This window comes from Bacillus sp. FSL R5-0560 (genome assembly GCF_037966305.1).
Classification (GTDB): domain Bacteria; phylum Bacillota; class Bacilli; order Bacillales; family Bacillaceae; genus Bacillus; species Bacillus mojavensis.
Window position 1 is genome coordinate 820,081 of the sequence record NZ_CP150195.1, and the last position, 24,907, is coordinate 844,987.

Annotated in this window: 22 protein-coding genes and 2 pseudogenes; 13 read left to right on the forward strand and 11 right to left on the reverse strand. The window is 46.4% G+C overall.

Annotated features, from left to right (window positions below):
• Positions 1 to 15: 15 nt before the first annotated feature.
• The 3 genes from NST56_RS04020 to NST56_RS04030 form a co-directional block, all read right to left on the reverse strand.
• On the reverse strand, positions 16 to 1,248 hold the full coding sequence (locus NST56_RS04020) for an MFS transporter (protein WP_010333336.1): 1,233 nt from the start codon (positions 1,246 to 1,248) through the stop codon (positions 16 to 18).
• A gap of 112 nt (positions 1,249 to 1,360) precedes the next feature.
• Positions 1,361 to 2,071, reverse strand: a complete 711-nt coding sequence (locus NST56_RS04025; RefSeq protein ID WP_339180170.1) for a YjjG family noncanonical pyrimidine nucleotidase — start codon at positions 2,069 to 2,071, stop codon at positions 1,361 to 1,363.
• 103 nt (positions 2,072 to 2,174) lie between these two features.
• Positions 2,175 to 3,560 carry an amino acid permease gene (locus tag NST56_RS04030; protein WP_010333339.1) on the reverse strand — a complete coding sequence of 462 codons (1,386 nt, stop codon included), beginning with the start codon at positions 3,558 to 3,560 and terminating at the stop codon, positions 2,175 to 2,177.
• 247 nt (positions 3,561 to 3,807) lie between these two features.
• Between NST56_RS04030 and yfmT the strand changes: the two genes are divergently transcribed.
• The 6 genes from yfmT (at position 3,808) to NST56_RS04060 (ending at position 10,537) form a co-directional block, all read left to right on the forward strand.
• Positions 3,808 to 5,265, forward strand: a complete 1,458-nt coding sequence (gene yfmT, locus NST56_RS04035) for a benzaldehyde dehydrogenase (RefSeq protein WP_151174825.1) — start codon at positions 3,808 to 3,810, stop codon at positions 5,263 to 5,265.
• Positions 5,266 to 5,277: 12 nt separating this feature from the next.
• Positions 5,278 to 6,138, forward strand: coding sequence for a methyl-accepting chemotaxis protein (locus tag NST56_RS04040; protein ID WP_326196927.1), 861 nt, complete (start codon positions 5,278 to 5,280; stop codon positions 6,136 to 6,138).
• Between the two features lie 134 nt (positions 6,139 to 6,272).
• Entirely contained in the window at positions 6,273 to 8,162 is a 1,890-nt protein-coding gene (locus tag NST56_RS04045) for an ABC-F family ATP-binding cassette domain-containing protein (protein WP_326196928.1), read from the forward strand.
• Positions 8,163 to 8,286: 124 nt separating this feature from the next.
• Positions 8,287 to 8,733 (forward strand): YfmQ family protein, encoded by a 447-nt coding sequence (locus tag NST56_RS04050; protein WP_168747174.1) that lies wholly within the window; start codon positions 8,287 to 8,289, stop codon positions 8,731 to 8,733.
• Between the two features lie 125 nt (positions 8,734 to 8,858).
• Positions 8,859 to 9,281, forward strand: coding sequence for a MerR family transcriptional regulator (locus NST56_RS04055; protein WP_095714401.1), 423 nt, complete (start codon positions 8,859 to 8,861; stop codon positions 9,279 to 9,281).
• A gap of 65 nt (positions 9,282 to 9,346) precedes the next feature.
• Positions 9,347 to 10,537, forward strand: coding sequence for an MFS transporter (locus NST56_RS04060; RefSeq protein ID WP_010333345.1), 1,191 nt, complete (start codon positions 9,347 to 9,349; stop codon positions 10,535 to 10,537).
• Positions 10,538 to 10,571: 34 nt separating this feature from the next.
• Here NST56_RS04060 and NST56_RS04065 read toward each other — a convergent pair whose 3' ends face one another.
• A complete protein-coding gene (locus NST56_RS04065; protein ID WP_326334437.1) occupies positions 10,572 to 11,117 on the reverse strand; it encodes a GNAT family N-acetyltransferase in 546 nt (181 codons plus the stop codon).
• A 284-nt stretch (positions 11,118 to 11,401) separates the two neighbouring features.
• Between NST56_RS04065 and NST56_RS04070 the strand changes: the two are divergent.
• Positions 11,402 to 11,551: pseudogene (locus NST56_RS04070) on the forward strand (hypothetical protein).
• 118 nt (positions 11,552 to 11,669) lie between these two features.
• Here the strand turns inward: NST56_RS04070 and NST56_RS04075 are convergent.
• Entirely contained in the window at positions 11,670 to 13,226 is a 1,557-nt protein-coding gene (locus NST56_RS04075; protein WP_010333348.1) for an ABC-F family ATP-binding cassette domain-containing protein, read from the reverse strand.
• 172 nt (positions 13,227 to 13,398) lie between these two features.
• Here NST56_RS04075 and NST56_RS04080 point away from each other — a divergent pair, with 172 nt between their 5' ends.
• Positions 13,399 to 14,532 (forward strand): DEAD/DEAH box helicase, encoded by a 1,134-nt coding sequence (locus NST56_RS04080; RefSeq protein WP_326334436.1) that lies wholly within the window; start codon positions 13,399 to 13,401, stop codon positions 14,530 to 14,532.
• A gap of 68 nt (positions 14,533 to 14,600) precedes the next feature.
• Positions 14,601 to 15,047 (forward strand): GNAT family N-acetyltransferase, encoded by a 447-nt coding sequence (locus tag NST56_RS04085; protein ID WP_010333350.1) that lies wholly within the window; start codon positions 14,601 to 14,603, stop codon positions 15,045 to 15,047.
• 48 nt (positions 15,048 to 15,095) lie between these two features.
• On the opposite strand, the gene NST56_RS04090 is transcribed toward NST56_RS04085, so the two are convergent.
• The 6 genes from NST56_RS04090 to NST56_RS04115 form a co-directional block, all read right to left on the reverse strand.
• On the reverse strand, positions 15,096 to 16,115 hold the full coding sequence (locus NST56_RS04090; RefSeq protein ID WP_326217762.1) for an NADP-dependent oxidoreductase: 1,020 nt from the start codon (positions 16,113 to 16,115) through the stop codon (positions 15,096 to 15,098).
• A 105-nt stretch (positions 16,116 to 16,220) separates the two neighbouring features.
• Positions 16,221 to 17,018, reverse strand: a complete 798-nt coding sequence (gene yfmF, locus NST56_RS04095) for a Fe(3+)-citrate ABC transporter ATP-binding protein YfmF (protein ID WP_339180186.1) — start codon at positions 17,016 to 17,018, stop codon at positions 16,221 to 16,223.
• 12 nt (positions 17,019 to 17,030) lie between these two features.
• Positions 17,031 to 18,032, reverse strand: coding sequence for a Fe(3+)-citrate ABC transporter permease YfmE (gene yfmE, locus NST56_RS04100; protein WP_229148884.1), 1,002 nt, complete (start codon positions 18,030 to 18,032; stop codon positions 17,031 to 17,033).
• Positions 18,029 to 19,030 carry a Fe(3+) dicitrate ABC transporter permease FecD gene (gene fecD / locus NST56_RS04105; protein ID WP_024120546.1) on the reverse strand — a complete coding sequence of 334 codons (1,002 nt, stop codon included), beginning with the start codon at positions 19,028 to 19,030 and terminating at the stop codon, positions 18,029 to 18,031. Before fecD ends, yfmE begins: the two co-directional genes overlap by 4 nt.
• Positions 19,031 to 19,101: 71 nt before the next feature.
• Positions 19,102 to 20,052: a Fe(3+) dicitrate ABC transporter substrate-binding protein gene (locus NST56_RS04110; protein ID WP_339180191.1), complete on the reverse strand. Its 951-nt coding sequence runs from the start codon at positions 20,050 to 20,052 to the stop codon at positions 19,102 to 19,104.
• 118 nt (positions 20,053 to 20,170) lie between these two features.
• A complete protein-coding gene (locus tag NST56_RS04115) occupies positions 20,171 to 20,539 on the reverse strand; it encodes a DUF3212 family protein (protein WP_010333356.1) in 369 nt (122 codons plus the stop codon).
• 236 nt (positions 20,540 to 20,775) lie between these two features.
• On the opposite strand from NST56_RS04115, the gene NST56_RS04120 reads away from it, so the two are divergent.
• The 4 genes and pseudogenes from NST56_RS04120 to NST56_RS04135 form a co-directional block, all read left to right on the forward strand.
• The gene (locus NST56_RS04120) at positions 20,776 to 21,123 is read left to right on the forward strand and encodes a general stress protein (protein ID WP_010333357.1); all 348 of its coding nucleotides are present in this window, start codon (positions 20,776 to 20,778) and stop codon (positions 21,121 to 21,123) included.
• A 198-nt stretch (positions 21,124 to 21,321) separates the two neighbouring features.
• The gene (locus NST56_RS04125; protein ID WP_326196933.1) at positions 21,322 to 22,584 is read left to right on the forward strand and encodes a pectate lyase; all 1,263 of its coding nucleotides are present in this window, start codon (positions 21,322 to 21,324) and stop codon (positions 22,582 to 22,584) included.
• Between the two features lie 124 nt (positions 22,585 to 22,708).
• Positions 22,709 to 24,145, forward strand: a complete 1,437-nt coding sequence (locus NST56_RS04130; RefSeq protein WP_010333359.1) for an anion permease — start codon at positions 22,709 to 22,711, stop codon at positions 24,143 to 24,145.
• A 317-nt stretch (positions 24,146 to 24,462) separates the two neighbouring features.
• Positions 24,463 to 24,840, forward strand: a pseudogene (locus NST56_RS04135) (NTTRR-F1 domain); the annotation flags it as partial.
• Positions 24,841 to 24,907: the final 67 nt, after the last annotated feature.

The window sequence follows — 24,907 nt, forward strand, 5'->3', positions numbered from 1 at the left end:
CCGGCAGGGGTTTTTTCAGCTATGCCATTCTCTCAGTTTCTGGTCACTCGGCAAAAGAAACGCGAGGATGCCAAGAATCGGGAGAAACGCGATGGCAATCATGGTCGGGGTCAGTCCCGCGGCGTCAATTAGAGCACCAAGCGCCACAGCGCCGATTGCTCCCATACCGAAGGCAAGGCCGACGGTTAAACCGGACATCGTGCCGATTTTTCCGGGGACAAGTTCCTGTGCATATACAACCGTTACGGAAAAGCTCGACATGAGAACCAAGCCGATCAAAGCGAGAACGCCATAGGCCAGAACCGGGCCGGCAAATGGAAGCAGAATCGCCAGAGGCGCAGAGCACAGCAGCGAGCAGAGAATGACGAATCGTTTTCCGAAACGGTCTGCGAGCGGGCCGCCGAGAAAGGTTCCGACAGCGCCAAACAGCAAAAAGACGAAAATATAGCTCTGAGCCTGCTGAATGCTTACGTGATATGTATTCATCGCATAAAACGTGTAAAAGTTGCCGATCGCACTCGTATACCAAGAACGCGCGAAAATCAAAAAGATAATAATAATAAGAGCAGATATAACGGACTTGGTGACAGACGAGTTTTGTACAGCGGCTCTCTTTTGGGTGCCCTGCTTCTGTGCAAGACTGCCGAGCCGAGCGGCGTACCATTTTGCAATATAAAGCAGAAACATAACGGCGAGCGCGGCTACAAGTGTAAACCAGACAGCACCGAATTGTCCGAGCGGAACAAGGATCAGCGCGGTAATCAGGGGTGCCATCGCTTGGCCTGAGTTTCCTCCGACCTGATAAATGGACTGGGCAAGCCCGCGTTTTGTGCCGGCGGCCATATATGCCACACGGGAGCCTTCCGGATGAAAAATAGCGGAGCCTAATCCGATAAAAAACACACAGCACAAGATCGTCACAAATGACGGGGCAAATGCAAGGCCCAATATGCCGAGCATGCTGGCAGTCAGCCCGATCGGCAGGGCGTACGGCCGCGGCCGTTTATCGGTATACCAGCCGACAACAGGCTGCATGACGGATGACACCATGTTTAACGTGAAAGCGATGATGCCGAGCTGTGTGAATGTCAAGCTCATGGAGCGTTCCAAAATCGGAAACATGGCCGGAATCACAGCCTGCAGCGAATCGTTGAGCATGTGGCAGATTCCGATGATCATCAAGATCGGATACACGGTGGTGCCGGGTTTTTGAACAGGTTTTTCTTTAAGCGGGGCGGCAATAGCCAAATGATTCTCCTCCTAACATATATAACCAGTGCATACCACCATATTATTCATAAGGTGAAGGATTTATCAACAGGAAAAAAGACTCCTTCTGGAAGGAAGCAGCACCTGCCGCTTAACAGTTGATGATTGTGTTTTCGATTTTGAGAATATGATATAGCTCTTCAAGCTTACGGATGTGATACGTTGGCACAACCTCTGTATCATTGACATTCATGCCAGGGTTAAGCCAGCACGTATCAATTCCGGCGAGCTGTCCGCCTTTGATGTCCGCTGTCAGCGAATCGCCGATGATTAAGGTGTGCTCCGCTGAAAAATGGGGAATCCGTTCAAACACATAGTCGAAGTACTCTTTCATCGGCTTTTGAAAACCTGTGTCTTCAGAAACGAAAATATCCTTGAAGAACGGAAATAATCCTGAATCTCTGAGACGCTTATACTGAGTACTGGAAACGCCGTTTGTCACGATATACAAATCAAAATGCTGTTCCAGTTTTGTGATGAGATCAAATGCCCCGTCCATAAGCTGGTGCCCTTCTTCAAGAAAGCTGCGATATTTCTGGTCTAGCAGCACTCCGTCTGCTTCATAGCCATATTCCTTGAACAAAGCGGAAAAGCGGGTGGTCATCACTTCATCGCGAGTCATGTTTCCTCCTTCAAAGGCTCTCCAGAGGCCTTGATTAATTGTTCGATAACGGGACTCCATTTCATCGGTAAGCGGAATGTTCTGATCTTCAAACAGCAGGCGCAGCGCTGATTTTTCTGCTGCTGTAAAATCCAAAATGGTATTATCTACATCAAATAATAAAGTGCGGTATGGTTTCAAGACTTGTCTTCCTTTCTGTATGTGTACTCAAAGTATAGCACACGCCAAAACGAAAAAAGCCGGCGGATTGGACGTTTAAAATGTCCGCACCGACGGCTTATCATTATTTGTTTAATAAGCTGTGTTTTTTTGCATAAAGGAAATAAACGAGCGTTCCGACGGCGATCCAGATAACAAATGAAAGCCATGTGATGCCTGGAAGGCTGTACATAAACCAAAGGCATATTCCAGCACTGATGATTGGCACAACCGGAACGAACGGCACCCTGAAGGAGGCTTTGATTTCCGGATGTTTCTTTCTTAACACAATAACAGCGATCGAAATGACTGTAAATGCCGCAAGCGTCCCCATGTTTACAAGGTGCGCAAGTGTGCCGAGATTAATGAACCCTGCGATTCCCGCCGCGACGATTCCTGTCAGCCATGTGTTTCGGAACGGCGTTTTGAATGACGGATGAATCTTTGCGAACAAACCCGGCAATAGACCGTCTCTGCTCATGGCAAAGGTTAAACGGACCTGGGCATACAGCAATGCGAGCATCACTGTTGTGATTCCGATGATAGCGCCGACAGAAATAATTCCCGCAACCGCATCCTGGCCGACGAATTTAAGCGCAAAGGAAACCGGATCACCGACATTTAATTTGGCATAAGGCATCATCCCTGTCAAAACAAGCGATACCGTGATGTACAAAATGGTACAGACGGCCAGAGCTGAAATGATGCCGATCGGCATGTTTTTTTGCGGATGCTTCACTTCTTCTGAAGCGTTGGATACCGCGTCAAATCCGAGATACGCGAAGAAAACCGTTGCCGCGCTGACAATGACGCCTTTCATTCCAAACGGCATAAAAGGCGTCCAGTTATCAGGTTTGACATAACCGAAGCCGACAATAATGAACAATAAAATGATTCCAATTTTCATCAACACAATCACGTTGTTGAAGCGTGTGCTTTCTTTGACGCCTCTGCTGACAATTGCAGTGATGATGAGAATAATGACCGCAGCCGGAAGGTTAAACACGGCACCCGGCGTACTTCCCGGAGCTCCTGCCAGCGCAGCAGGAATATGATAGTTGAAGCCGGCGAGCAGCGATTGAAAGTATGACGACCAGCCCGTGGCAACCGCCGACAGCGCAATGACATATTCAAGCATGAGATCCCAACCGATTAAAAAGGCGAGCAGCTCTCCAAGTGTGATATAGGAGTATGAGTACACGCTTCCCGAGATTGGTATCGAAGACGAAAACTCAGCATAACAGAAGGCGGCAAGCGCACAGGCAAGGCCCGCTAAAATAAACGATAAGATCAGGGCGGGACCGGCACCGGTCGCGGCCACTGTTCCTGTAATAACGAAGATCCCAGTGCCGATGACACACCCGATACCGAGAAGTGTTAAATCAAATGCGCTTAAAGTGCGAGCGAGGCTGTTGGATTGGCTCTGCGCATTTAATGTTTCAAGCGGTTTTTTCCTAAATAATGAACTCATGAAAAGTTCCTCCTGGAGATTTCAAAATATTCTAATCATTATATACATTTCTTGTTGTATTATATTGTCGAAATTTGACACAGTCAATCATATATTTTTCTACTTTAAACGATAGAAGCTAAAAAGCGTTGTCGTATCATAATATAGTAATTTTTACAAAGGGGATATTGAATTTTGCTGATGGTGAACCGATAGAAATGATAGATTGGCCATATTTTGATTTGCTGGTAAAAAGGAGATGCTGACCATGTTTCAATATGAAGAATTAAACAAACAATTTATTGGCGGAAAATGGCAGGAGGGCAGCAGCCCAAATGTATTGGAAAACAAAAATCCTTATACTCAAAAAACAATCACATCCTTTCAAAAAGCGACAGCTGATGATGTAGATGAAGCGTACCGGGCGGCGGCTTTGGCAAAGAAAAAATGGGATGCGGTCAACCCATTCGAGAAAAGAGCAATCTTAGAAAAAGCCGTTACGTATATTGAAGAGAATGAAGAAGCCATCATTTATTTGATTATGGAAGAGCTGGGCGGAACAAGGCTGAAAGCAGCTTTTGAAATCGGACTCGTGAAAAACATCATCAAAGAAGCGGCGACGTTCCCTGTCCGCATGGAAGGGAAAATCCTTCCTTCTACAATAGACGGCAAGGAAAACAGATTATATCGCGTGCCGGCAGGCGTTGTCGGTGTCATCAGTCCTTTTAACTTCCCATTCTTTTTATCTATGAAATCAGTAGCCCCGGCACTGGGAGCAGGCAATGGCGTCGTTTTGAAGCCGCACGAAGAAACACCGATTTGCGGCGGTACGCTGATTGCGAAGATTTTTGAAAATGCGGGCGTTCCGGAAGGACTGCTGAATGTTGTTGTCACTGACATCGCAGAAATCGGTGACAGCTTTGTCGAACACCCGGTGCCGCGGATCATCTCATTTACAGGCTCTACGAAAGTGGGCAGTTACATCGGCCAGCTTGCGATGAAGCACTTTAAAAAGCCGCTTCTTGAGCTTGGCGGAAACAGCGCCTTTATCGTGCTTGAAGATGCGGATATCGAATATGCAGTCAATGCGGCAGTGTTCAGCAGATTTACCCATCAAGGACAGATTTGTATGTCAGCCAATCGCGTACTGGTTCACTCATCAATTTATGATCAATTCCTTGAGCTGTATCAGGCAAAAGTGGAATCGCTGAAAGTTGGTGACCCGATGGACCCTGATACGATTATCGGGCCTTTAATCAACAGCAGGCAGACTGACGGGTTAATGAAATCTGTTGAGAAAGCGATTGAAGAAGGGGCTGTTCCAGTGAAGCTTGGCGGATTTAACGGAACGATCGTGGAGCCGACCATCTTAAAAGACGTGAAACCGTTTATGAGCATTGCCAAGGAAGAGCTGTTCGGGCCAGTCGTCTCCTTCATGACATTTGATTCAGAAGACGAAGCGGTGGATATTGCAAACGATACCCCGTTTGGCTTAAGCGGAGCCGTACATACCTCCAACCTTGAACGCGGTGTGGCTTTTGCGAAACGCATTGAAACAGGCATGATTCACGTGAATGACACGACGATTAATGATGAACCGAATGTGGCATTCGGCGGTGAAAAGCAATCTGGCCTCGGCCGATTAAATGGCGAATGGAGTCTTGAAGAATTTACGACACTGAAATGGATTTCAGTTCAGCACGAAAAACGCAGCTTCCCTTACTAATAAAAGGAGTGATTGGAATTGAGCATAAGAACGGAAAATGAAACAGCAGATCTTCTAGACGCATTTGTAAAAGTAGCCCCTTATTTAAACAGCCTGGTTCAGGATGATATTACAATCGGCATTTATGATACAGAGAAATTGCTGGTCAATATTCCGGCAAAAACCTTCTCCCTTAACGTAAAAACCGGAGATCCGCTGCAAGAAGGAGATATCATCACAGACGCGATCCGCAGCAATCAGAAAAAAACGAGCATGGTGCCGAAGGAATTGTTCGGTTTCCCATTGATCGCACGCGCCATCCCGCTTCATGACCAGAACGGGAGAGTGATTGGAGGAGTGGGCCTCGGCACGAGCCTTGAGGAGTCCTCTAAGCTTCATGATGTAGCGGAAAGCTTATCGGCTGTCGTTGAACAAACGGCTGCGGCCATTTCCGATATTTCTGACTCCATTAATGGATTCTCATCGCAAATGTCGGGCATTTCCTCACAAGCGAAAAAGGTAAGCGAAAGCGCGGGAGAAATCGCCGATATTTCAGTAACCGTGAAAGGCATTTCTGATCAGAGCAATCTGCTCGGTTTAAATGCTGCGATTGAAGCGGCACGAGCGGGAGAGTCCGGAAAAGGCTTTTCTGTCGTAGCAGATGAAATCAGAAAGCTTGCGACGCATTCGAAAGAAAATGTCGGCCAGATCGATCAGATCACAAAAAAAATCCACAGCCTGTTAAAAGGGCTAGAAGAATCGATTGAATCGATTAATCAGCATACTGACGGACAAGCCGCGGCTGTTGAACAGATTTCCGCCACGATGCAGGAGATCTCAGGCAGTGCGCAGCATCTCGCTAAAATGGCAGAAAAAGCGCTTGAAGAAGAGTAAGAGACTGGGGACAGAGTCCCCGGTCTTTTTTTCTGTCCGGTATTTCCATGAAATTTGTCTGCTCTTTTACTAGTTTTATTCCAGCGGCTGATTTAAAATGTACACATGAACTTACGTGAGGATTGATAGGAACCATGAGCATATTAAAAGCGGAGAACCTTTACAAAACATACGGAGATAAGACGTTATTTGACCATATCTCCTTTCATATTGAAGAGAATGAGAGAATCGGATTAATCGGGCCGAACGGCACCGGAAAATCAACGCTGCTGAAAGTGATCGCCGGCTTGGAATCTGTTGAAGAAGGCGACATCGCCAAATCCGGCAGCGTGCATGTTGAATTTCTTCATCAGGACCCGCAGCTGCCTGCTGGACAAACTATTCTTGAGCATATTTATTCCGGTGAATCGGCTGTCATGAGAACGCTCCGTGAATACGAAAAGGCGCTCTATGAGCTGGGAGAAGACCCGGAAGATGAAAAACGCCAGAAACACCTGCTGGCGGCGCAGGCGAAAATGGATGCAAACAACGCGTGGGATGCGAATACCTTGGCGAAAACGGTATTATCGAAACTGGGAGTAACTGACGTGACAAAGCCTGTGAACGAGCTCTCAGGCGGACAGAAAAAACGGGTGGCGATTGCGAAAAACTTAATTCAACCCGCTGATCTTCTGATTTTAGACGAGCCGACGAACCATTTGGATAATGAAACGATTGAATGGCTTGAAGGGTATTTGGCGCAATATCCAGGCGCCGTCATGCTGGTGACGCACGACAGGTACTTCTTAAACCGCGTGACAAACCGCATTTATGAGCTTGAACGGGGCAGTCTTTATACCTACAAAGGCAACTATGAAGTCTTTTTGGAAAAGCGCGCGGAACGGGAAGCGCAGGCCGAGCAAAAAGAAACAAAGCGGCAAAATCTGCTGCGCCGTGAACTGGCCTGGCTCAGACGCGGAGCGAAAGCACGCTCTACAAAACAAAAGGCGAGAATCGGCAGGGTGGAGTCGCTTAAGGAGCAGAAAGGCCCTCAGTCAGCCGGCTCGCTCGACTTTGCGATCGGCTCCCACCGTCTTGGAAAGCAAGTAATTGAAGCGGAGAACGTGATGATCGCTTATGGAGGAAACGTGCTTGTCGATCGATTTAATGAACTGGTTATACCAGGTGAACGAATCGGGATCATCGGGCCGAACGGCATTGGAAAAACAACACTGTTAAACAGCCTTGCCGGACGAATCACTCCTGACGGCGGGCATATTACGATCGGCCAGACAGTAAGAATCGGCTACTATACTCAGGATCACAGTGAAATGAACGGTGAGCTGAAGGTGATTGAATACATTAAAGAAACAGCGGAAGTCGTGAAAACAGAGGACGGCGATATCGTCACCGCTGAACAAATGCTTGAGCGCTTCCTCTTCCCGCGCTCCATGCAGCAAACCTATATCCGCAAGCTGTCCGGCGGAGAAAAGCGGCGCTTATACTTGCTTCAGGTTCTAATGCAGGAGCCGAATGTGCTGTTTCTCGATGAGCCGACGAACGACTTGGATACAGAAACGTTAAGCGTGCTTGAGGATTATATTGAACAGTTCCCTGGCGTTGTCATCACCGTATCCCATGACCGCTACTTCCTTGACCGCGTCGTAGACCGTTTGATTGTCTTTGAAGGGAATGGCGTGATTTCACGGTTCCAAGGCTCCTACAGCGACTATATGGAGCAGGCCAAAGCAAAAAAAACGGCTGAGAAACCCGCAGCTGAAGTCAAAACAGCTGAAGCGGAACCGAAGAAAAAACGGAAAAAGCTTTCTTACAAAGATCAGCTTGAATGGGACGGCATTGAAGATAAAATTGCCGAGCTTGAAGAAAAGCATGAACAGCTCGAAGCGGATATCGCCGCGGCGGGCAGTGATTTCGGGAAAATTCAAGAGCTGATGGCCGAGCAGGCAAAAACAGCGGAAGAGCTTGAGGCAGCGATGGATCGCTGGACAGAATTGTCCCTCATGATAGAAGAGCTGGAAAGCTAAAAAAGTGCGGCCTACTGCAGGCCGCACTTTTTTTCACATAATGTACAAAAACGAAACAGCCAGCTTATGATAGGATGGAATTGTGTGTCAGCGGCACATGGAAAACTAACGGAGATGATGAAGTATGACATGGGCTATCGTGATGTTAATCCTCATGAGTCTGGTGAAAATCGTTTTAACCTGCCTTCCAACAGGCGTCATAGAATGGCTGCTTAGCAAATTCGAGGTGCACGCCAAGGTGAACAACGAAGATGCTGTTCTCTCTGTAAATGGAAAGCGTCTCGAGGGTGAAGAGAAAAGGAACATGATTGATCAATTTAACGAAGCTGTCTTCCTGGAGAAATATTATATTTACCCAGGCGACGAGGAGCGTTATTTATACCCTGAAAACGGCGGTACACCGCTTGTGATAGATACGAAAAAAGGCAAAAAAGATGTAAAGCTGTTTGTGTACAGCTACGACGACCATATCGACGTCGTGAAACAGTATAAGAAGAAAGTGATTGCGTATCGATTGCTTTCTGAAAGCATGCAAAAGCAGTCTTTGTCAGTGACAGGGAGCTTAGCTTAAAAATAGGCTAATGAAGGACGGGTGCTTTACGTACTCGTCTTTTTTATTACATTTCAAAACTTAACGTTTACGTTAAGGTGTAAAAGGTGTATAATGATTACAGAAACGGCGAAGGGGGATTTACCTTGGAATGGATGAAGATTGATCAAGTTGCCAAAAGAAGCGGGCTGACAAAGCGAACCATTCGGTTTTATGAAGAAATCGGCTTAATTCCAGCACCGAAACGGACGGACGGCGGCGTAAGACTTTATTCAGAGGATGATATGGAGGAGCTTGAGAAAGTGATCAGCACAAAGGAAGTGCTTGGCTTTTCCCTTCAGGAGCTTCAGCATTTCATGGAAACCAGCCGCCAGCTAGAGTTAAACAAAGAGGGGTATTTGTTGTCACTGGATCCAAAGGAACGGAAAGAGAAGCTGGAGGAAATTCAGGAAACGCTGAATCACCAGCTGAATTTGATTGATGAAAAAATCCGCACATTCCAAAGCTTTAAGGAACGTCTGCACGGCATGAAAGATAAAGCGGAGCGTGCCATTCAATCAATCGAATGAAAAGTTTGCCAAACGCTATTTTTGTAGCGTTTCTTTTAATGGAATAAAGATGGAGGTTAGGTCAAATGGATAAGACAAAACAAGTAAATCAGAAAACGGGCTTGCTCAGTCAGCCGAAAGCTGTATGGGCTGTCGCGTTTGCCTGTGTGATTTCCTTTATGGGAATCGGGCTGGTCGATCCTATTCTTCCGGCGATTGCCGCACAATTACATGCTTCACCTAGTGAAGTATCACTCTTATTTACAAGTTATTTGCTCGTTACCGGATTTATGATGTTTTTCTCAGGAGCCATTTCCAGCAGGATCGGCGCAAAATGGACGTTAATTCTCGGACTTATTTTTATTATTGTCTTTGCAGCGCTTGGCGGAAGTTCAAGCTCAATTGCTCAGCTTGTCGGCTATCGCGGCGGCTGGGGACTAGGTAATGCTTTATTTATTTCAACAGCGCTTGCGGTCATTGTCGGCGTGTCTGTCGGCGGCAGCGCCCAAGCAATTATTTTGTATGAGGCAGCACTCGGACTCGGGATTTCAGTCGGACCGCTTGCAGGCGGAGAGCTTGGAAGCATCTCATGGCGCGCGCCGTTCTTCGGGGTATCGGTCCTGATGTTTATTGCGTTAATCGCGATTTCTTTCATGCTGCCGAAATTGCCGAAACCGGCGAAACGCGTTGGGGTATTTGACGCCATGAAGGCACTCAAATATAAAGGCCTGCTGACAATGGCGGTATCGGCTTTCTTATACAACTTTGGATTTTTTATTTTGCTCGCTTATTCTCCGTTCGTTCTGGATTTAGATGAGCACGGTCTTGGATATGTCTTCTTCGGCTGGGGCCTTCTGCTGGCCATTACATCAGTCTTTACCGCGCCGCTCGTGCACAAAGCGCTGGGCACAGTGCGTTCCTTGGTTGTTCTCTTTATCGCTTTTGCGGTCATTCTGATCATCATGGGGATCTGGACAGACCATCAGACTTTGATTATTACATGTATCGTTGTCGCTGGTGCTGTCCTTGGTATGGTCAACACGATCATGACAACCGCTGTGATGGGGGCTGCGCCTGTTGAACGATCAATCGCGTCTTCAGCCTACAGCTCAGTCCGCTTCATCGGCGGCGCGCTCGCTCCGTGGATTGCGGGAATGCTGTCAGAACACTTCACTGCAAGCACGCCGTATACAGTTGGCGGGATCGTCGTTTTTGTCGGCATGCTTGTCCTTCTCATGGGACGTAAACATCTTGCTGGAATTAAAGCAGGGCATTAATAACGAAAGACACTGCGCATATGCAGTGTCTTTTTTAATCATGGAACCTTCCCATTACAACCGTATTGTAGTAGTTTCCGTCAGAAAGCAATTTCTCCTTTTTTAAGATTCCTTCTGCTTCAAATCCGTATGTCTTATATAGTGAAATGGCCCTTTCGTTTGTTTCCAGGACATTCAATGAGATTTTTTTCATTCCGTTGGTGTCCGCCCAAGAGAGAGACTGCTGTAAAAGATGCTTCCCGATGCCATAACCCCAAAATTCTTTTAACACGCATGCACCGAACTCCACTTTATGAGAGGACCGCTTTAAATCAGTACCCTCACATCTGGAAAACCCCGCGAGCCTATCCTGCACTTCAGCAACTAAAAATAAATTTCTCTTCTTCTCAGTATCTTCCTTTATCCGTTGTTCAAAACCGGGTGCATCTATGAAATCCTTACCCTTCTCCCGATCCATGTATTCCGTTTCTCCATCAATTTTCAGCCTTAATGCAGACAGCTTCTGTGCATCCTCTGCACGAGCTGATCGAATGGTGTATTGAAGTTCATTTACATTGAATTCTTTTTTGCCGATGATCATGATATACCCCTTCACTATCAGTAAGTATTATTCGTTATAATGGCATCATAATCGAATTGGTGCAGGAAAGGACAGCCTTTATGACACAATTTTACTATTTAACGGCTAAAATGCCTTTAGAAACCGGTTTTTTCGGTCAGCAAGAACGGCGTTCACGGAAAGGGCATCCGCTTCGGTCAGGCATCGACGCGGCGGGCATTTATCTTGAAGAAACTGAGGATGTATCCGTTCATTTGCGATTGCCATATCAGGTGATGGTTCATGCTGAAGAGGGGACGTTTGCCATGGATAAGGCAAAGCCTGACGAATATGATCAGAAGTGTTTACAGGTGCTCATTACATACACGGCGTCATGAAAAACAGCTTTTCTGTCGAGTGGTTCACCGCATGGGCTGATGAGGAAGACTTTGAGCTGTCTGCCAAAAGAGAGCTGACACTTGATGAATTCACCTCGCCATTGCAGCTCATTTTAAAAGACAGAGAGCTATTGAGAATCGTTCAGAAAAAATGGCAGTAAAAAACCCGCCCTTCAGCAGGCGGGTTTTCTTCGGTTTAAAGCACTTTCGTCGTCCAAGACTCGCAGTTCCATGTTTCTGTCGCGATGTCCATATAGAAATCAGGCTCGTGAGAAATAAGAAGAATGGAGCCTTTGTATTCTTTGAGGGCGCGCTTGAGTTCTTCCTTGGCGTCAACATCCAAGTGGTTTGTCGGCTCATCGAGCACCAGCAGGTTGGTTTCCGAATTGATCAGCTTGCACAGTCTGACCTTCGCTTTTTCGCCTCCGCTTAAGACAGAGACGCGGCTTTCGATATGCTTTGTTGTCAGTCCGCATTTTGCCAGAGCGGCGCGAATTTCATACTGGGTGTACGAAGGGAATTCGCTCCAAACTTCTTCAATACACGTATTGTTGTTTGTTTCCTTGACCTCTTGCTCGAAATAGCCGGTAAAGAGGTGCTCGCCTCGTTCAACAGAGCCTTCGAGCGGCTGGATCTCACCAAGCAGGCTTTTCAGCAATGTCGTTTTCCCAATCCCGTTTGCGCCGTAGAGGGCAATTTTTTGGCCGCGCTCCATGCGGAGGTTCAGCGGACGGGAGAGCGGGGAATCGTAACCGATCACGAGATCCTTCGTTTCGAAAATCAGCTTGCCTGACGTTCTCGCCGGCTTGAAGTGGAATTCCGGTTTTGGCTTTTCTGCCGCAAGCTCGATCATATCCATCTTATCGAGTTTCTTTTGGCGGGACATCGCCATGTTTCTCGTGCTGACGCGGGCTTTGTTGCGGGCAACAAAATCCTTCAGCTCTGCGACTTCCTGCTGCTGCTTTTTGTAGGCCGCTTCAAGCTGCTGTTTCTTCACCTCGTAGACTTCCATAAACTGATGATAGTCACCAACGTAGCGTGTCAGCTCCTGATTTTCTACATGATAAATCAGGTTGATGACACTGTTTAAGAACGGAATGTCATGGGAAATCAAGATGAACGCATTCTCGTACTCCTGCAGGTAGCGTTTCAGCCATTCGATATGCTGCTCATCAAGGTAGTTGGTTGGCTCATCGAGAAGCAGGATTTCCGGTTTTTCCAGAAGCAGCTTGGCGAGAAGCACTTTTGTACGCTGACCCCCGCTCAGATCAGTAACGTCACGGTCAAGTCCAATATCACTCAAGCCAAGTCCGCGGGCGATTTCTTCTACCTTGGAATCAATCACATAAAAATCATTGTTTGTCAGCGCGTCTTGAATCACACCGACGTCTTCAAGAAGCTTTTCAAGCTCGTCAGGATCAGCTTCACCCATTTTGTTGTAAATCTCGTTCATTTCTTCTTCCATCGCAAATAAGTAATGGAATGCGTCTTTCAGCACATCACGGATGGATTTTCCTTTTTCCAGCACGGTATGCTGATCCAGGTAGCCGACACGGACATTTTTTGACCATTCGACTTTTCCTTCATCAGGTTCAAGCTTTCCGGTAATAATATTCATGAAGGTCGATTTTCCTTCACCGTTTGCGCCGATCAGACCGACGTGCTCGCCTTTTAAAAGACGGAAAGATACATTATTAAAAATGGCCCGGTCACCGAAGCCGTGGCTTAAGTCCTTTACAGATAAAATACTCATGTTTACACCTCTATCGTTATCAAACACGCACAATCGGCGTGTAATATTCACCCTTTTGATTATAAAGGAGGAAGTCGATTGTTGAAAGGCATAGGAAAGAAAAAGAAAAATTGCGTTCCGCGCGCTGTTTTGAGATACTATGGAATAGATTTTAAGAATCGAGGAGAACAAAATGACGCAAACTTGGCCATTTTTACATAATGCACAATCATTTATCAAAGAAAATTGGAACGCTTCAGGCTTCCAAGAGCCGACTCCTGTACAGGAGCAGGCAGCCGAACTCATCATGGAAGGTAAGGATGTCATCGCTGAATCGCCGACAGGAACGGGGAAGACGCTTGCCTACGCACTGCCGGTATTGGAGCGCATCAAACCTGATCAGAAGCATCCGCAGGCTGTGATTTTAGCACCTTCACGTGAGCTGGTGATGCAGATTTTTCAGGTGATCCAGGACTGGAAAACGGGATCAGAATTACGTGCAGTTTCCTTAATCGGCGGGGCGAATGTGAAGAAGCAGGTCGAAAAGCTGAAGAAAAATCATCCGCATTTGATCGTCGGGACGCCGGGCAGGGTGTTTGAGCTGATTCAAGCGAAAAAGCTCAAGATGCATGAAGTAAAAACGATCGTACTTGATGAAACCGATCAGCTTGTCCTGCCGGAGCATCGTGAAACGATCAAGCAAATCATTAAAACGACATTAAGAGACCGCCAGCTTCTTTGTTTTTCTGCCACACTGAAGAAAGAAACAGAAGATGTGCTCCGCGACATGACGAAAGAGCCTGAGGTTCTGAAGGTAGAACGCAGCAAGGCGGAAGCGGGAAAAGTGAAGCATCAATACATCATCTGTGACCAGCGCGACAAAGTGAAGCTGCTGCAAAAGCTTTCAAGGCTTCAAGGCATGCAGGCGCTTGTGTTTGTGAGAGATATCGGCAACCTGAGTGTGTACGCGGAAAAGCTGGCGTACCATCATGTTGACCTTGGCATCCTTCACAGTGAGGCGAAAAAAATGGAGCGTGCGAAAATCATTAGAGCGTTTGAGCAGGGCGAGTTCCCGCTGCTTTTGGCAACTGACATTGCCGCGCGCGGTTTGGATATTGAAAATCTGCCGTATGTGATCCACGCCGATATTCCTGATGAAGACAGCTATGTTCACAGATCAGGGAGAACAGGCCGTGCCGGAAAAGAGGGCAACGTGCTGAGTCTCGTTACAAAACTGGAGGAATCAAAGCTGAAGAAAATGGCGAAGAAGCTTGGCGTGGAGCTGAGTGAAGCTGTGTATGCCGGCGGAAAATTGAAGACGAAATAAAAAGGAGGGCAAAAGCCCTTCTTTTTTGTTGTAAAATAATAGAAAAGGTTTCGCGCGGGGGTGGGAAGATGGTTTCAATAGACAGATTTCAAGTAGTGAAGGAGCCAGAGCTGAAAATCCTTGAACACTGGTTTGAACATGAAGATACCAGGCGGAGAATGGATGGCATGCTGCCATTAGATGAGTGGTATGCACGGGTAAATAAAGATGAACAGGATACTGTCATCATGGCATATGATGGACAGCTGCCAGCAGGGATGGCCGTTATTGAGTTCGGGGAGGAGCGGACGTATATTGGATTGATCGTTAATCCTATGTACCGGCTTCAAGGGTACGGAAAACGGATATTGCAAAAACTGCTGACCGAACCTGATTTTACTAGCGTACGGGAATGGGTGGCATGCATTGAAGAAGACAATCAAATCAGTTTAGCTTGCTTTCAAGCAGCAGGTTTCACTTTGGAGGATACGGAACCAGATGAAGATGGTTTTCTTACGCTGATTCTTCGTAGCTGACCTCATATAAACCCAAAAGGAGGGCAAAAAGCCCTCCCATTTTCATCTTCAGCTCGGATCGCTGACTTTGATCAGCTGTTTTCCTTTATTTTCTCCTTTAAATAAGCCAAGAAACGCATCCGGAATGTTTTCGAAGCCTTCAGTGATGGTTTCCTCATAATGAAGCTTTCCATCTCTCAGCCATTCCGCCAGCTGTTTTGCGCCTTCAGGAAAACGGTCGGAGTAGTCGCTTACGATAAACCCTTGCATCAGCGCCTTCGTTTTGATTAGCTTGGATTGGACGCGAGGGCCCATGTCATCCGCTTCGTTTTCCGCGTTGTAGGAAGAAATGGCGCCGCACACCGGAATGCGGGCAAACTCATTAAGGAGGTTCATGACCGCATCTGAAATCGGCCCGCCGACATTGTCAAAATACACATCGACACCGTTCGGACAAGCGTCAGCGAGCGCTTTTTGAATATCATCTGCGGTTTTGTAATTAATCGCTTCGTCAAAATGCAGTTCATTCTTTAAGTAGTCAATTTTATCATCAGAGCCTGCGATACCGACGACGTGTGCGCCTTTGATTTTGGCGATCTGTCCGACAGCGGAACCGACAGCCCCTGCAGCTCCGGAGACAACCACGGTTTCGCCTTCCTTCGGGCGGCCGATGTCCAATAGGCCAAAATAAGCCGTCAAACCGGTCATTCCTAAAATGCCGAGATACGCTGAAGCAGGAGCCAGACTTGTATCAATTTTTCGCACGGCGGACTCGCTGACAGCGGAATATTCCTGCCAGTTCAGGTTTCCGATGACGATTTCACCTTGTTTGAGCTTATCTCCGTCTGACACGACTTCAGCAATGACACCGCCTGACAGCGCTTCGTCTAAGGCAAATGGCTCTACATATGACTTCGTGTCTTGCATTCGCCCGCGCATGTAAGGATCGACTGACACATAGAGTGTTTTGACAAGCACCTCACCTTGCCTCGGCTCAGGAACGGATATCGTTTCAAAGCGGAAGTCTTCGTGAACAGGCACCCCTTGCGGACGTCTGGCTAATTGAATCTGCTGTTGAGCTGTTGTCATATTCATCCTCCTATCATTTGATTGACACCAATGTAACACGGACAAGTGATGAAATACAAAAAGTAAGCCGCATAAAAAAAGGAGAGGGTATCCTCTCCTTTTTCATCACGTCCGTAGTTTCGGGCAAAGTCCCATCGGCAGGCACATCGGCTTCTGGTCGATCGGGCTTCTCATGATGCAGCATTCCAAGCCGAAGACTTCCCGGAAAAACGGCTGGGTAAAGACGTCTTCCGGTGTTCCGGCATTGTAGATTTTTCCGTCCAGTACGCTGATCAGATAGTCAGCATATTGAGCGGCTTGGTTTAAGTCGTGAAGCACCATGACAATTGTGCGTCCATGATCCCGGTTCAGCTTTTTCAGCAGCTCCAGCACCTCAATTTGGTGAGAAATGTCCAAGTAAGTGGTCGGTTCATCGAGCAAGAGCAAATCAGTGCCTTGTGCAAGCGCCATGGAAATCCAGGCTCTTTGTCTTTGACCGCCTGAAAGGGCATCAAGTGTCCGATCCTTCAGCTCATTCATTCCGGTTGCGTCAAGCGCCCACTCTACCATATCGTGATCCTCTTGCGTATGCTTGGATAACAGTTTTTTATGAGGATGTCTGCCGAAATAGCATAGTTCCTGTACCGTCAATCCTTCTGGCGCCTGAGGAGACTGAGGAAGAATCGCCAGCTTTTTAGCCACTTCTTTGGACGGCTGGCGATGAATATCTTTTCCTTCTAATAGAACCGTGCCGCTTTTTGGAGCCATCAGCCTGGCAAGCGATTTGAGGATTGTTGATTTTCCGCAGCCGTTGGCGCCGATGAGCACAGTGATTTTTCCTTCTTCAATCTTTAAATCGACTCCGTCAATAATCACTGTGCTGTCATATGAAAGAGTGAGCTGGTCTGCAGCCAGTTTTCCCATGGTATCCTCTCCCTACTGTTTCCTCGCTTCGAATTTCAATAAATATAAAAAATAAGGCGCGCCGATCACAGCTGTCAATATGCCGGCTGGTATCTCAACCGGAGGCATGATGCCGCGTCCTAATGTATCTGCGATTAGTAATATAATAGCACCGATTAATGCCGATGCAGGCAGTAAATATTTAGCTTTTTCTCCGGCAAGCCTTCTGGCGATATGCGGAGCGAGCAACCCGATAAAACCGATTGATCCAACGACGGCTACACAGCTCCCCGCCAGCGCAACTGCGGTGAAAATCAGAATGAATCTCAGCCTGTTTGCGTTTTCGCCGAGACCCTGCGCTAGCTCATCTCCGAGTGACATCAGATCCAGCTTCGGAATGAGGATGCAGACAATCGGCAAAAGGACAAGAAGCCATGGCGCAAGGAGCTTGACTTCTTCCCAGTTTCTCCCCCAGAGGCTGCCTGTCAGCCAAATGAGCGCTGCATTGACGTCCCCCGGAAATTTGACCATCATATATTGCATGCCGGCGTGGCAGACCGCGCCTAAGGCAATACCTGATAAAGCCAAGGAAGAAGGCTGAATGCTTTTTTTGCGGGCTATCATTAATAATATTACCGCAATAATGGCTGCTCCGGCAAATGCGGAGAACGGCAGCACGTAGACCGGAGACTCAGGGAAAATGAGAATAACGGCCATGGCGGCCAGTCCGGACCCTTTTGAAATTCCGACAACGTCCGGAGACGCAAGGGGATTTCGGATGACACCCTGCAAAATGGCTCCGGCAGCGGCCAGTCCGGCGCCTGCCAAAATCGCCAGTATAATGCGGGGGAGCCGGTACTGCTGAATAATAAACTCGAAGGAATGATCCATCCCTAACAGATTCGTAACCACCGCATCAGGTGAAATATACAATGCCCCGAAGCCGATGCTGATCACGGACAGCACTAGCAAGATGACAGCCAATATGAGGATGGCCAGCAAGGGGCGTTTTTGTTTTCTGGTTGATTTCTTCATTTCAGATTTCGCCCTTTCCTTGCTAAATATAAGAAAAATGGTGTGCCGATAATGGCGGTGACAATGCCGACCGGGGATTCATAAGGGAATGCAATCCATCTGGCCAGGACATCTGCGTACACCAATAAGATGGCGCCGAACAGTGCCGAAAACGGCAGCACATACTTGTAATTTTCTCCGATCAGCTTACGGACGATATGCGGAACGAGCAGCCCGACAAAGCCGATTGGGCCGGCAACCGCCACAGAAGCGCCGGAAAGAATTAAAATGATAAAGCTGATCAGAATCCGCATGCCGTTCATGTTTTGCCCGAGTCCTTTTGCCGTTTCATCACCGAGTCCGAGAACAGAAACGGGACCTGAAAACACAAGGGCAAGTCCGATACCGATGACAGAAAACGGGGCAATGGTCATGACGTCCTGCCAGTTGCTGCCGTCAATCGCACCCGTCATCCAATACAGCACATCCTCTCCCGACTCATTTAAAATAATAATCGCCTGTGTCATGGAGGACAGGAACAAATGCACCGCCATTCCAGACAGCGCCAGTTTGACAGGTGTCATTCCACCGGAAGAGGCAATCATATACACAATTGCGCCGCCTGCCGCCGCACCTGCAAAAGCAAACACAACCGATGAGTAGGACGATGCCGGCAGAATGACGAGAGAAGCAACGACAAACAGCGATGCACCCGCATTCACACCGAAAATTTGAGGTGAAGCCAGAGGGTTTCTTGTCATGGCCTGCATCAGCGCCCCAGCTACAGCCAGGCTGGCGCCGACGAAAACACCGATTAATGTGCGGGGGAGGCGAAGAGTAGAGATGATAAGCTGTTCTTTTGATCCGTCCCATACAAAAAGATATGTCAAAGCATCAATGATGCCGATGTCTGAGGCGCCTACTGAGAGATTTAGCCCAAGCCCGAAAATAAGGATGATCAGTGCAATGATAAAAACCATTAATCTTGATGATGAGCGCCGTTTGGCTGAGTAATACAACAGTCTCACTTCCTTACTGCGTCTGTTTGCAAAAACGAAGAAGCAAGGATTCTCCTCGCTTCTCTTTTGTCCTACTTATTATACACTTTTTTGAGCACGTCTTTGGCGCTTGTTTCACTGGATTTGATTCCTCTGAATCTTGTCCAAATGTCGCGGTCTGCATCGTAGATTTGTCCGTTTTTCACCGCTTTTAGGTTTTTCCAGAGCGGATTCTTTTTCCACTCATCTACGATTGTTTTACCCTCGTTGGCTGAAATAAACAAAATATCAGGATCGATTTTGCTTAACTGCTCGAGGCTGACCTCTTGATACGCGTTATCTGACTTCAAGGCGTGCGTAAAGCCGAGCATGCTGAAGATTTCTCCGTCATAAGAAGATGACGTATGAAGCTGGAAGGAATCGGCTCTTGCCACTCCGAGAACGATGCTGCGGTCTTCATCTTTCGGAAGCTCCGCTTTCAGATCGTTAATGACCTTTGTATGGTCGGTGAGTTTTTCTTTTCCTTCTTTTTCTTTATTTAATGCTTTAGAAATGGTTTTGAAGCTGTCCATTGTTTCATCATAAGTCGCTTCCCGGCTTTTTAATTCAACGGTCGGCGCGATTTGTTTCAGCTGTTTGTAAATGTTTTTATGGCGTTCAGCGTCAGCGATGATTAAATCAGGCTTCAAGGAGCTGATGACCTCAAGATTCGGTTCGCTTCGCGTGCCTACTGATGTATAATCAATCGAGCTGCCAACCAGCTTTTGAATCATGTCTTTTTTGTTGTCATCGGCGATGCCGACCGGCGTGATGCCGAGATTGTAGACAGCATCCAGGAATGAAAGCTCAAGCACAACGACTCTTTTAGGTGTGCCGGTCACTGTTGTTTTCCCGTCTTCGTGCTGAATGACTCTTGAATCCTTAGATTTGCTTCCGGCTTTGCTGCCGCTGTTATCCTGACTTGATGAACAGCCGGATATAAGGAAACAAGCGATTAATAAAACACTGATGATGGCAATAAACTTATTAGGATAGGTGCGCATTTGTTTTCTTCCTTTTTTTCTGAATTTAATAATGAGAATCATTATCACAAATAAACACTATAATAGTATGGCTTTCTATGTCAATATTTTTTAAATAAAGAAACAGAAGACCTCTGCTTTATGTTTTTTTGATGTAAGCGTCATCTGGCACAAATAAATCGTACACAGCATCGCCGTGTCTGTGGGATAAAAACGAACTGGCGTTGGCTTTAGAGGCTTCAAGCATATCTCTGCTGACATGGGGAAGGAGAACGCTGAGATAGCCGGACAATTTTTTTTCTATTTCTTCAGAGATCGCAAATTCAATGTCTCCGATATTCATAACAATAGAGAAAACAAAGTCAATATCGATGTGAAATGTTTTCTCGGCGAAGATGGCAAGCTGATGAATGCCTGCTGAATAGCCGACACGCTGATGGAAGACCTGTTTTACTAAATCACTCACAACCCACGCATTGTATTGCTGTTTTGGTGAAAAGTATTGCATTGGACATACCTCCTGCTTGTACGGATAAAGATGGCGATTCAAAATCGGACACTCCGTGCAGCGGTTTTGATTTAAGACTATTCTGAAAATACTATGTTCCTATCACTTTACCATGATCAGAAAATAAATATCTACTACCATTCTTCCTGTTTTTATGCCTAATGCTCTGGATGCTGTTTCATAGAAACAGGATCGGGTATAAACATAACATAGAAATGATGAAGGAGGAATTAGAAATGAAACCAGTTGTAAGAGAATATACAAACGACGAACAGCTCATGAAGGATGTAGAAAAACTACAGCAAATGGGTGTCGCAAAAGAGGATGTATACGTCTTAACTCACGACGATGACAGAACGGAACGACTGGCAGACAACACCAATGCCAACACGATCGGAGCCAAAGAAACAGGTTTCAAACACGCGGTAGGGAACATGTTTAACAAAAAAGGGGACGAGCTTCGCAATAAAATTCATGAAATCGGTTTTTCAGAAGACGAAGCGGCTCAGTTTGAAAAACGGCTCGATGAAGGGAAAGTCCTTCTCTTTGTGACAGACAACGAAAAAGTAAAATCTTGGGCGTAATGCAGGATTGTAACCCCAAAAGGCGATTATCGTCCTTTTGGGGTTTTTTATTTTTGCGGTCTTTGCGGTGTTTTTTTGCAGGATACCGCAATAATAGGCGGTACATTTTCGGTTATGGATGTCCATGAATTTGCTATTATATTTTTGTGAGAAAATGGAACAAATTCTCATAAAATAGAAAATGGGGGTTCATACTGAATGAAAAAAGTGATGTTAGCTACGGCTTTGTTATTAGGCTTGACTCCGGTTGGGGCGAACGCAGCGGATTTGGGCCATCAGACGTTAGGATCGAATGATGGCTGGGGAGCCTACTCGACTGGCACAACAGGCGGATCAAAAGCCTCGTCATCCCACGTGTATACAGTCAGCAACAGGAATCAGCTCGTTTCGGCTTTGGGCAAGGACACAAACACAACGCCAAAAATCATTTATATCAAGGGAACGATTGACATGAATGTTGATGACAATCTAAAGCCGCTTGGTCTGAATGATTATAAAGATCCAGCGTACGATCTGAACAAATATTTGAAGGCCTATGACCCAGGCACATGGGGCAAAAAAGAACCATCAGGAACACAGGAAGAGGCCAGAGCACGCTCACAGAAAAACCAAAAAGCACGCGTGATGGTGGATATCCCTGCAAATACGACGATCGTCGGTTCAGGGTCAAATGCTAAAATTCTGGGCGGAAACTTCCAGATCAAGAGCGATAACGTCATTATCCGCAATATCGAATTCCAAGACGCATATGACTATTTTCCGCAATGGGATCCGACTGACGGAAGTTCAGGAAACTGGAATTCACAATATGACAACATCACAATAAACGGTGGTACACATGTATGGATCGATCACTGTACATTTAATGACGGTTCCCGTCCAGACAGCACCTCTCCAAAATATTTTGGAAGAGAATATCAGCACCATGACGGCCAAACTGATGCCTCTAACGGCGCTAACTACATTACAATGTCTTATAACTTCTATCACGATCATGATAAAAGCTCCATTTTTGGATCAAGCGACAGCAAAACTTCTGATGACGGCAAATTAAAAATCACACTGCATCACAACCGCTACAAAAATATCGTTCAGCGCGCACCGAGAGTCCGTTTTGGACAGGTACACGTTTACAACAACTATTATGAAGGCAGTACAAGCTCTTCCAGTTATGCTTTCAGCTATGCCTGGGGAATCGGAAAATCATCTAAAATTTACGCACAAAACAATGCCATTGACGTTCCGGGATTGACCGCTGCTAAAACGATCAGCGTATTCAGCGGAGGAACGGCCTTATATGATTCCGGCACACTGCTGAACGGTACGCAGATCAACGCATCGGCTGCAAACGGGCTGAGCTCCTCTGTCGGATGGACGCCATCTCTGCATGGAACAATTGATGCTTCCGCCAATGTGAAATCAAATGTTACATCTCAAGCGGGCGCGGGTAAACTAAATTAAGTAGAAAAAACACAAAGGTGCTCACCTTTGTGTTTTTTAAATTAATTAAAATGTTTATTAACTTAGTTAAGGAGTAGAATGGGAAAGGGGATCGGAAAACAAGTATATAGGAGGAGACCTATTTATGGCTTCAGAAAAAGACGCAGGAAAACAGTCAGCAGTAAAGCTTGTTCCATTGCTTATTACTGTCGCTGTGGGACTAATCATCTGGTTTATTCCCGCTCCGTCCGGACTTGAACCTAAAGCATGGCATTTGTTTGCGATTTTCGTCGCGACAATTATCGGCTTTATCTCCAAGCCCTTGCCAATGGGTGCAATTGCAATTTTTGCATTGGCGGTTACTGCACTAACTGGAACATTATCAATTGAGGATACATTAAGCGGATTCGGGAATAAGACCATCTGGCTTATCGTCATCGCATTCTTTATTTCCCGGGGATTTATCAAGACCGGGCTAGGTGCGAGAATTTCGTATGTATTCGTTCAGAAATTCGGGAAGAAAACCCTTGGACTTTCTTATTCACTGCTGTTCAGTGATTTAATATTATCACCTGCTATTCCAAGTAATACGGCGCGTGCAGGAGGCATTATATTTCCTATTATCAGATCATTATCCGAAACATTCGGATCAAGCCCGGCAGATGGAACAGAAAGAAAAATCGGTGCTTTCTTATTAAAAACCGGTTTTCAGGGAAACTTGATTACATCTGCTATGTTCCTGACGGCGATGGCGGCAAACCCGCTGATTGCCAAGCTGGCCCATGATGTCGCAGGGGTGGACTTAACATGGACAAGCTGGGCAATTGCCGCGATTGTTCCGGGACTTGTAAGTTTAATCATCACGCCGCTTGTGATTTACAAGCTGTATCCGCCGGAAATTAAAGAAACACCGGACGCAGCGAAAATCGCAACCGAAAAACTGAAAGAAATGGGACCATTTAAAAAATCAGAGCTTTCCATGGTTATTGTGTTTCTTTTAGTGCTTGTTCTTTGGATTTTTGGCGGCAGCTTCAACATCGACGCAACCACAACCGCATTGATTGGGTTGTCAGTTCTTTTATTATCACAGGTTCTGACTTGGGATGATATCAAGAAAGAACAGGGCGCTTGGGATACGCTCACTTGGTTTGCGGCGCTCGTTATGCTGGCCAACTTCCTGAATGAATTAGGCATGGTTTCTTGGTTCAGCAACGCCATGAAATCATCTGTATCTGGATTCTCTTGGATTGTGGCATTTTTAATTTTAATTGTTGTGTATTATTACTCTCACTATTTCTTTGCAAGTGCGACGGCTCACATCAGTGCGATGTATTCAGCATTTTTGGCTGTGGTCGTGGCAGCGGGCGCACCGCCGCTTTTAGCAGCGCTGAGCCTCGCATTCTTCAGCAATCTGTTCGGGTCAACAACTCACTACGGTTCTGGAGCGGCTCCGGTCTTCTTCGGAGCAGGCTACATTTCGCAAGGCAAATGGTGGTCTATCGGATTTATCCTGTCGATCGTTCATATTGTCACATGGCTTGTGATCGGCGGGTTATGGTGGAAATTATTAGGGATATGGTAGAAAGAAAAAAGGCAGACGCGGTCTGCCTTTTTTTATGTTTGATCGCATTACTTCAGGGCGTGAGTAACAGATGATGAATGGCAGGATTGCTTAACCTAGTGAGAAATGTCCGGCGTACTTTCAGCATATCTAGCTTAGATGCGGCAATTCGTGTTTTTCATGCAACAGGTTTTCCGCAAATACAGTGAAAAAAGGTGATGCAGGGACAATCACCTTTTTTTATTTTTGCTAGTGACCTTACAGACCGATGATAGTTTTCCTGCATATAATAGCTGGAACTAAGAAAAGAGGGCGGGGAATGATGTAGGGTGAATAATGTGATTGTAAATGGAGGTTTTGAAACCGGCAATCTGACGGGGTGGGCTTTTGCAAATACGTCCGTTATTAATACTTTTGCCCATTCTGGAAGCTATTCCGCACAGTTTATCAGCAGCCAGCCTTATGCTTTTTTAGGGCAGATCGTGCCTGTCGTTTCTGGACAATCTCTTATATTCACTGTTTCGCTTGGGAAAACGGGGAACAATCCAAGTCCTCAAGTCACTATACAAATTTTATTCGTTAACAGTGAAGGAGAACAAATTGAAGGCGGACAGAAATTTATCATTGCTACTGGAAAATTGCCAAATGTCTCATTTAATACATGGAATGAAATATATAGAACAATTGAAACCCCCGCTGAAGCAGTAAACGCAGTAGTGGTAATAAGTAAAACTACTTTTGGGTCTGTTCTAATTGATGATGTTTCTTTAATAGAGTCTGCTG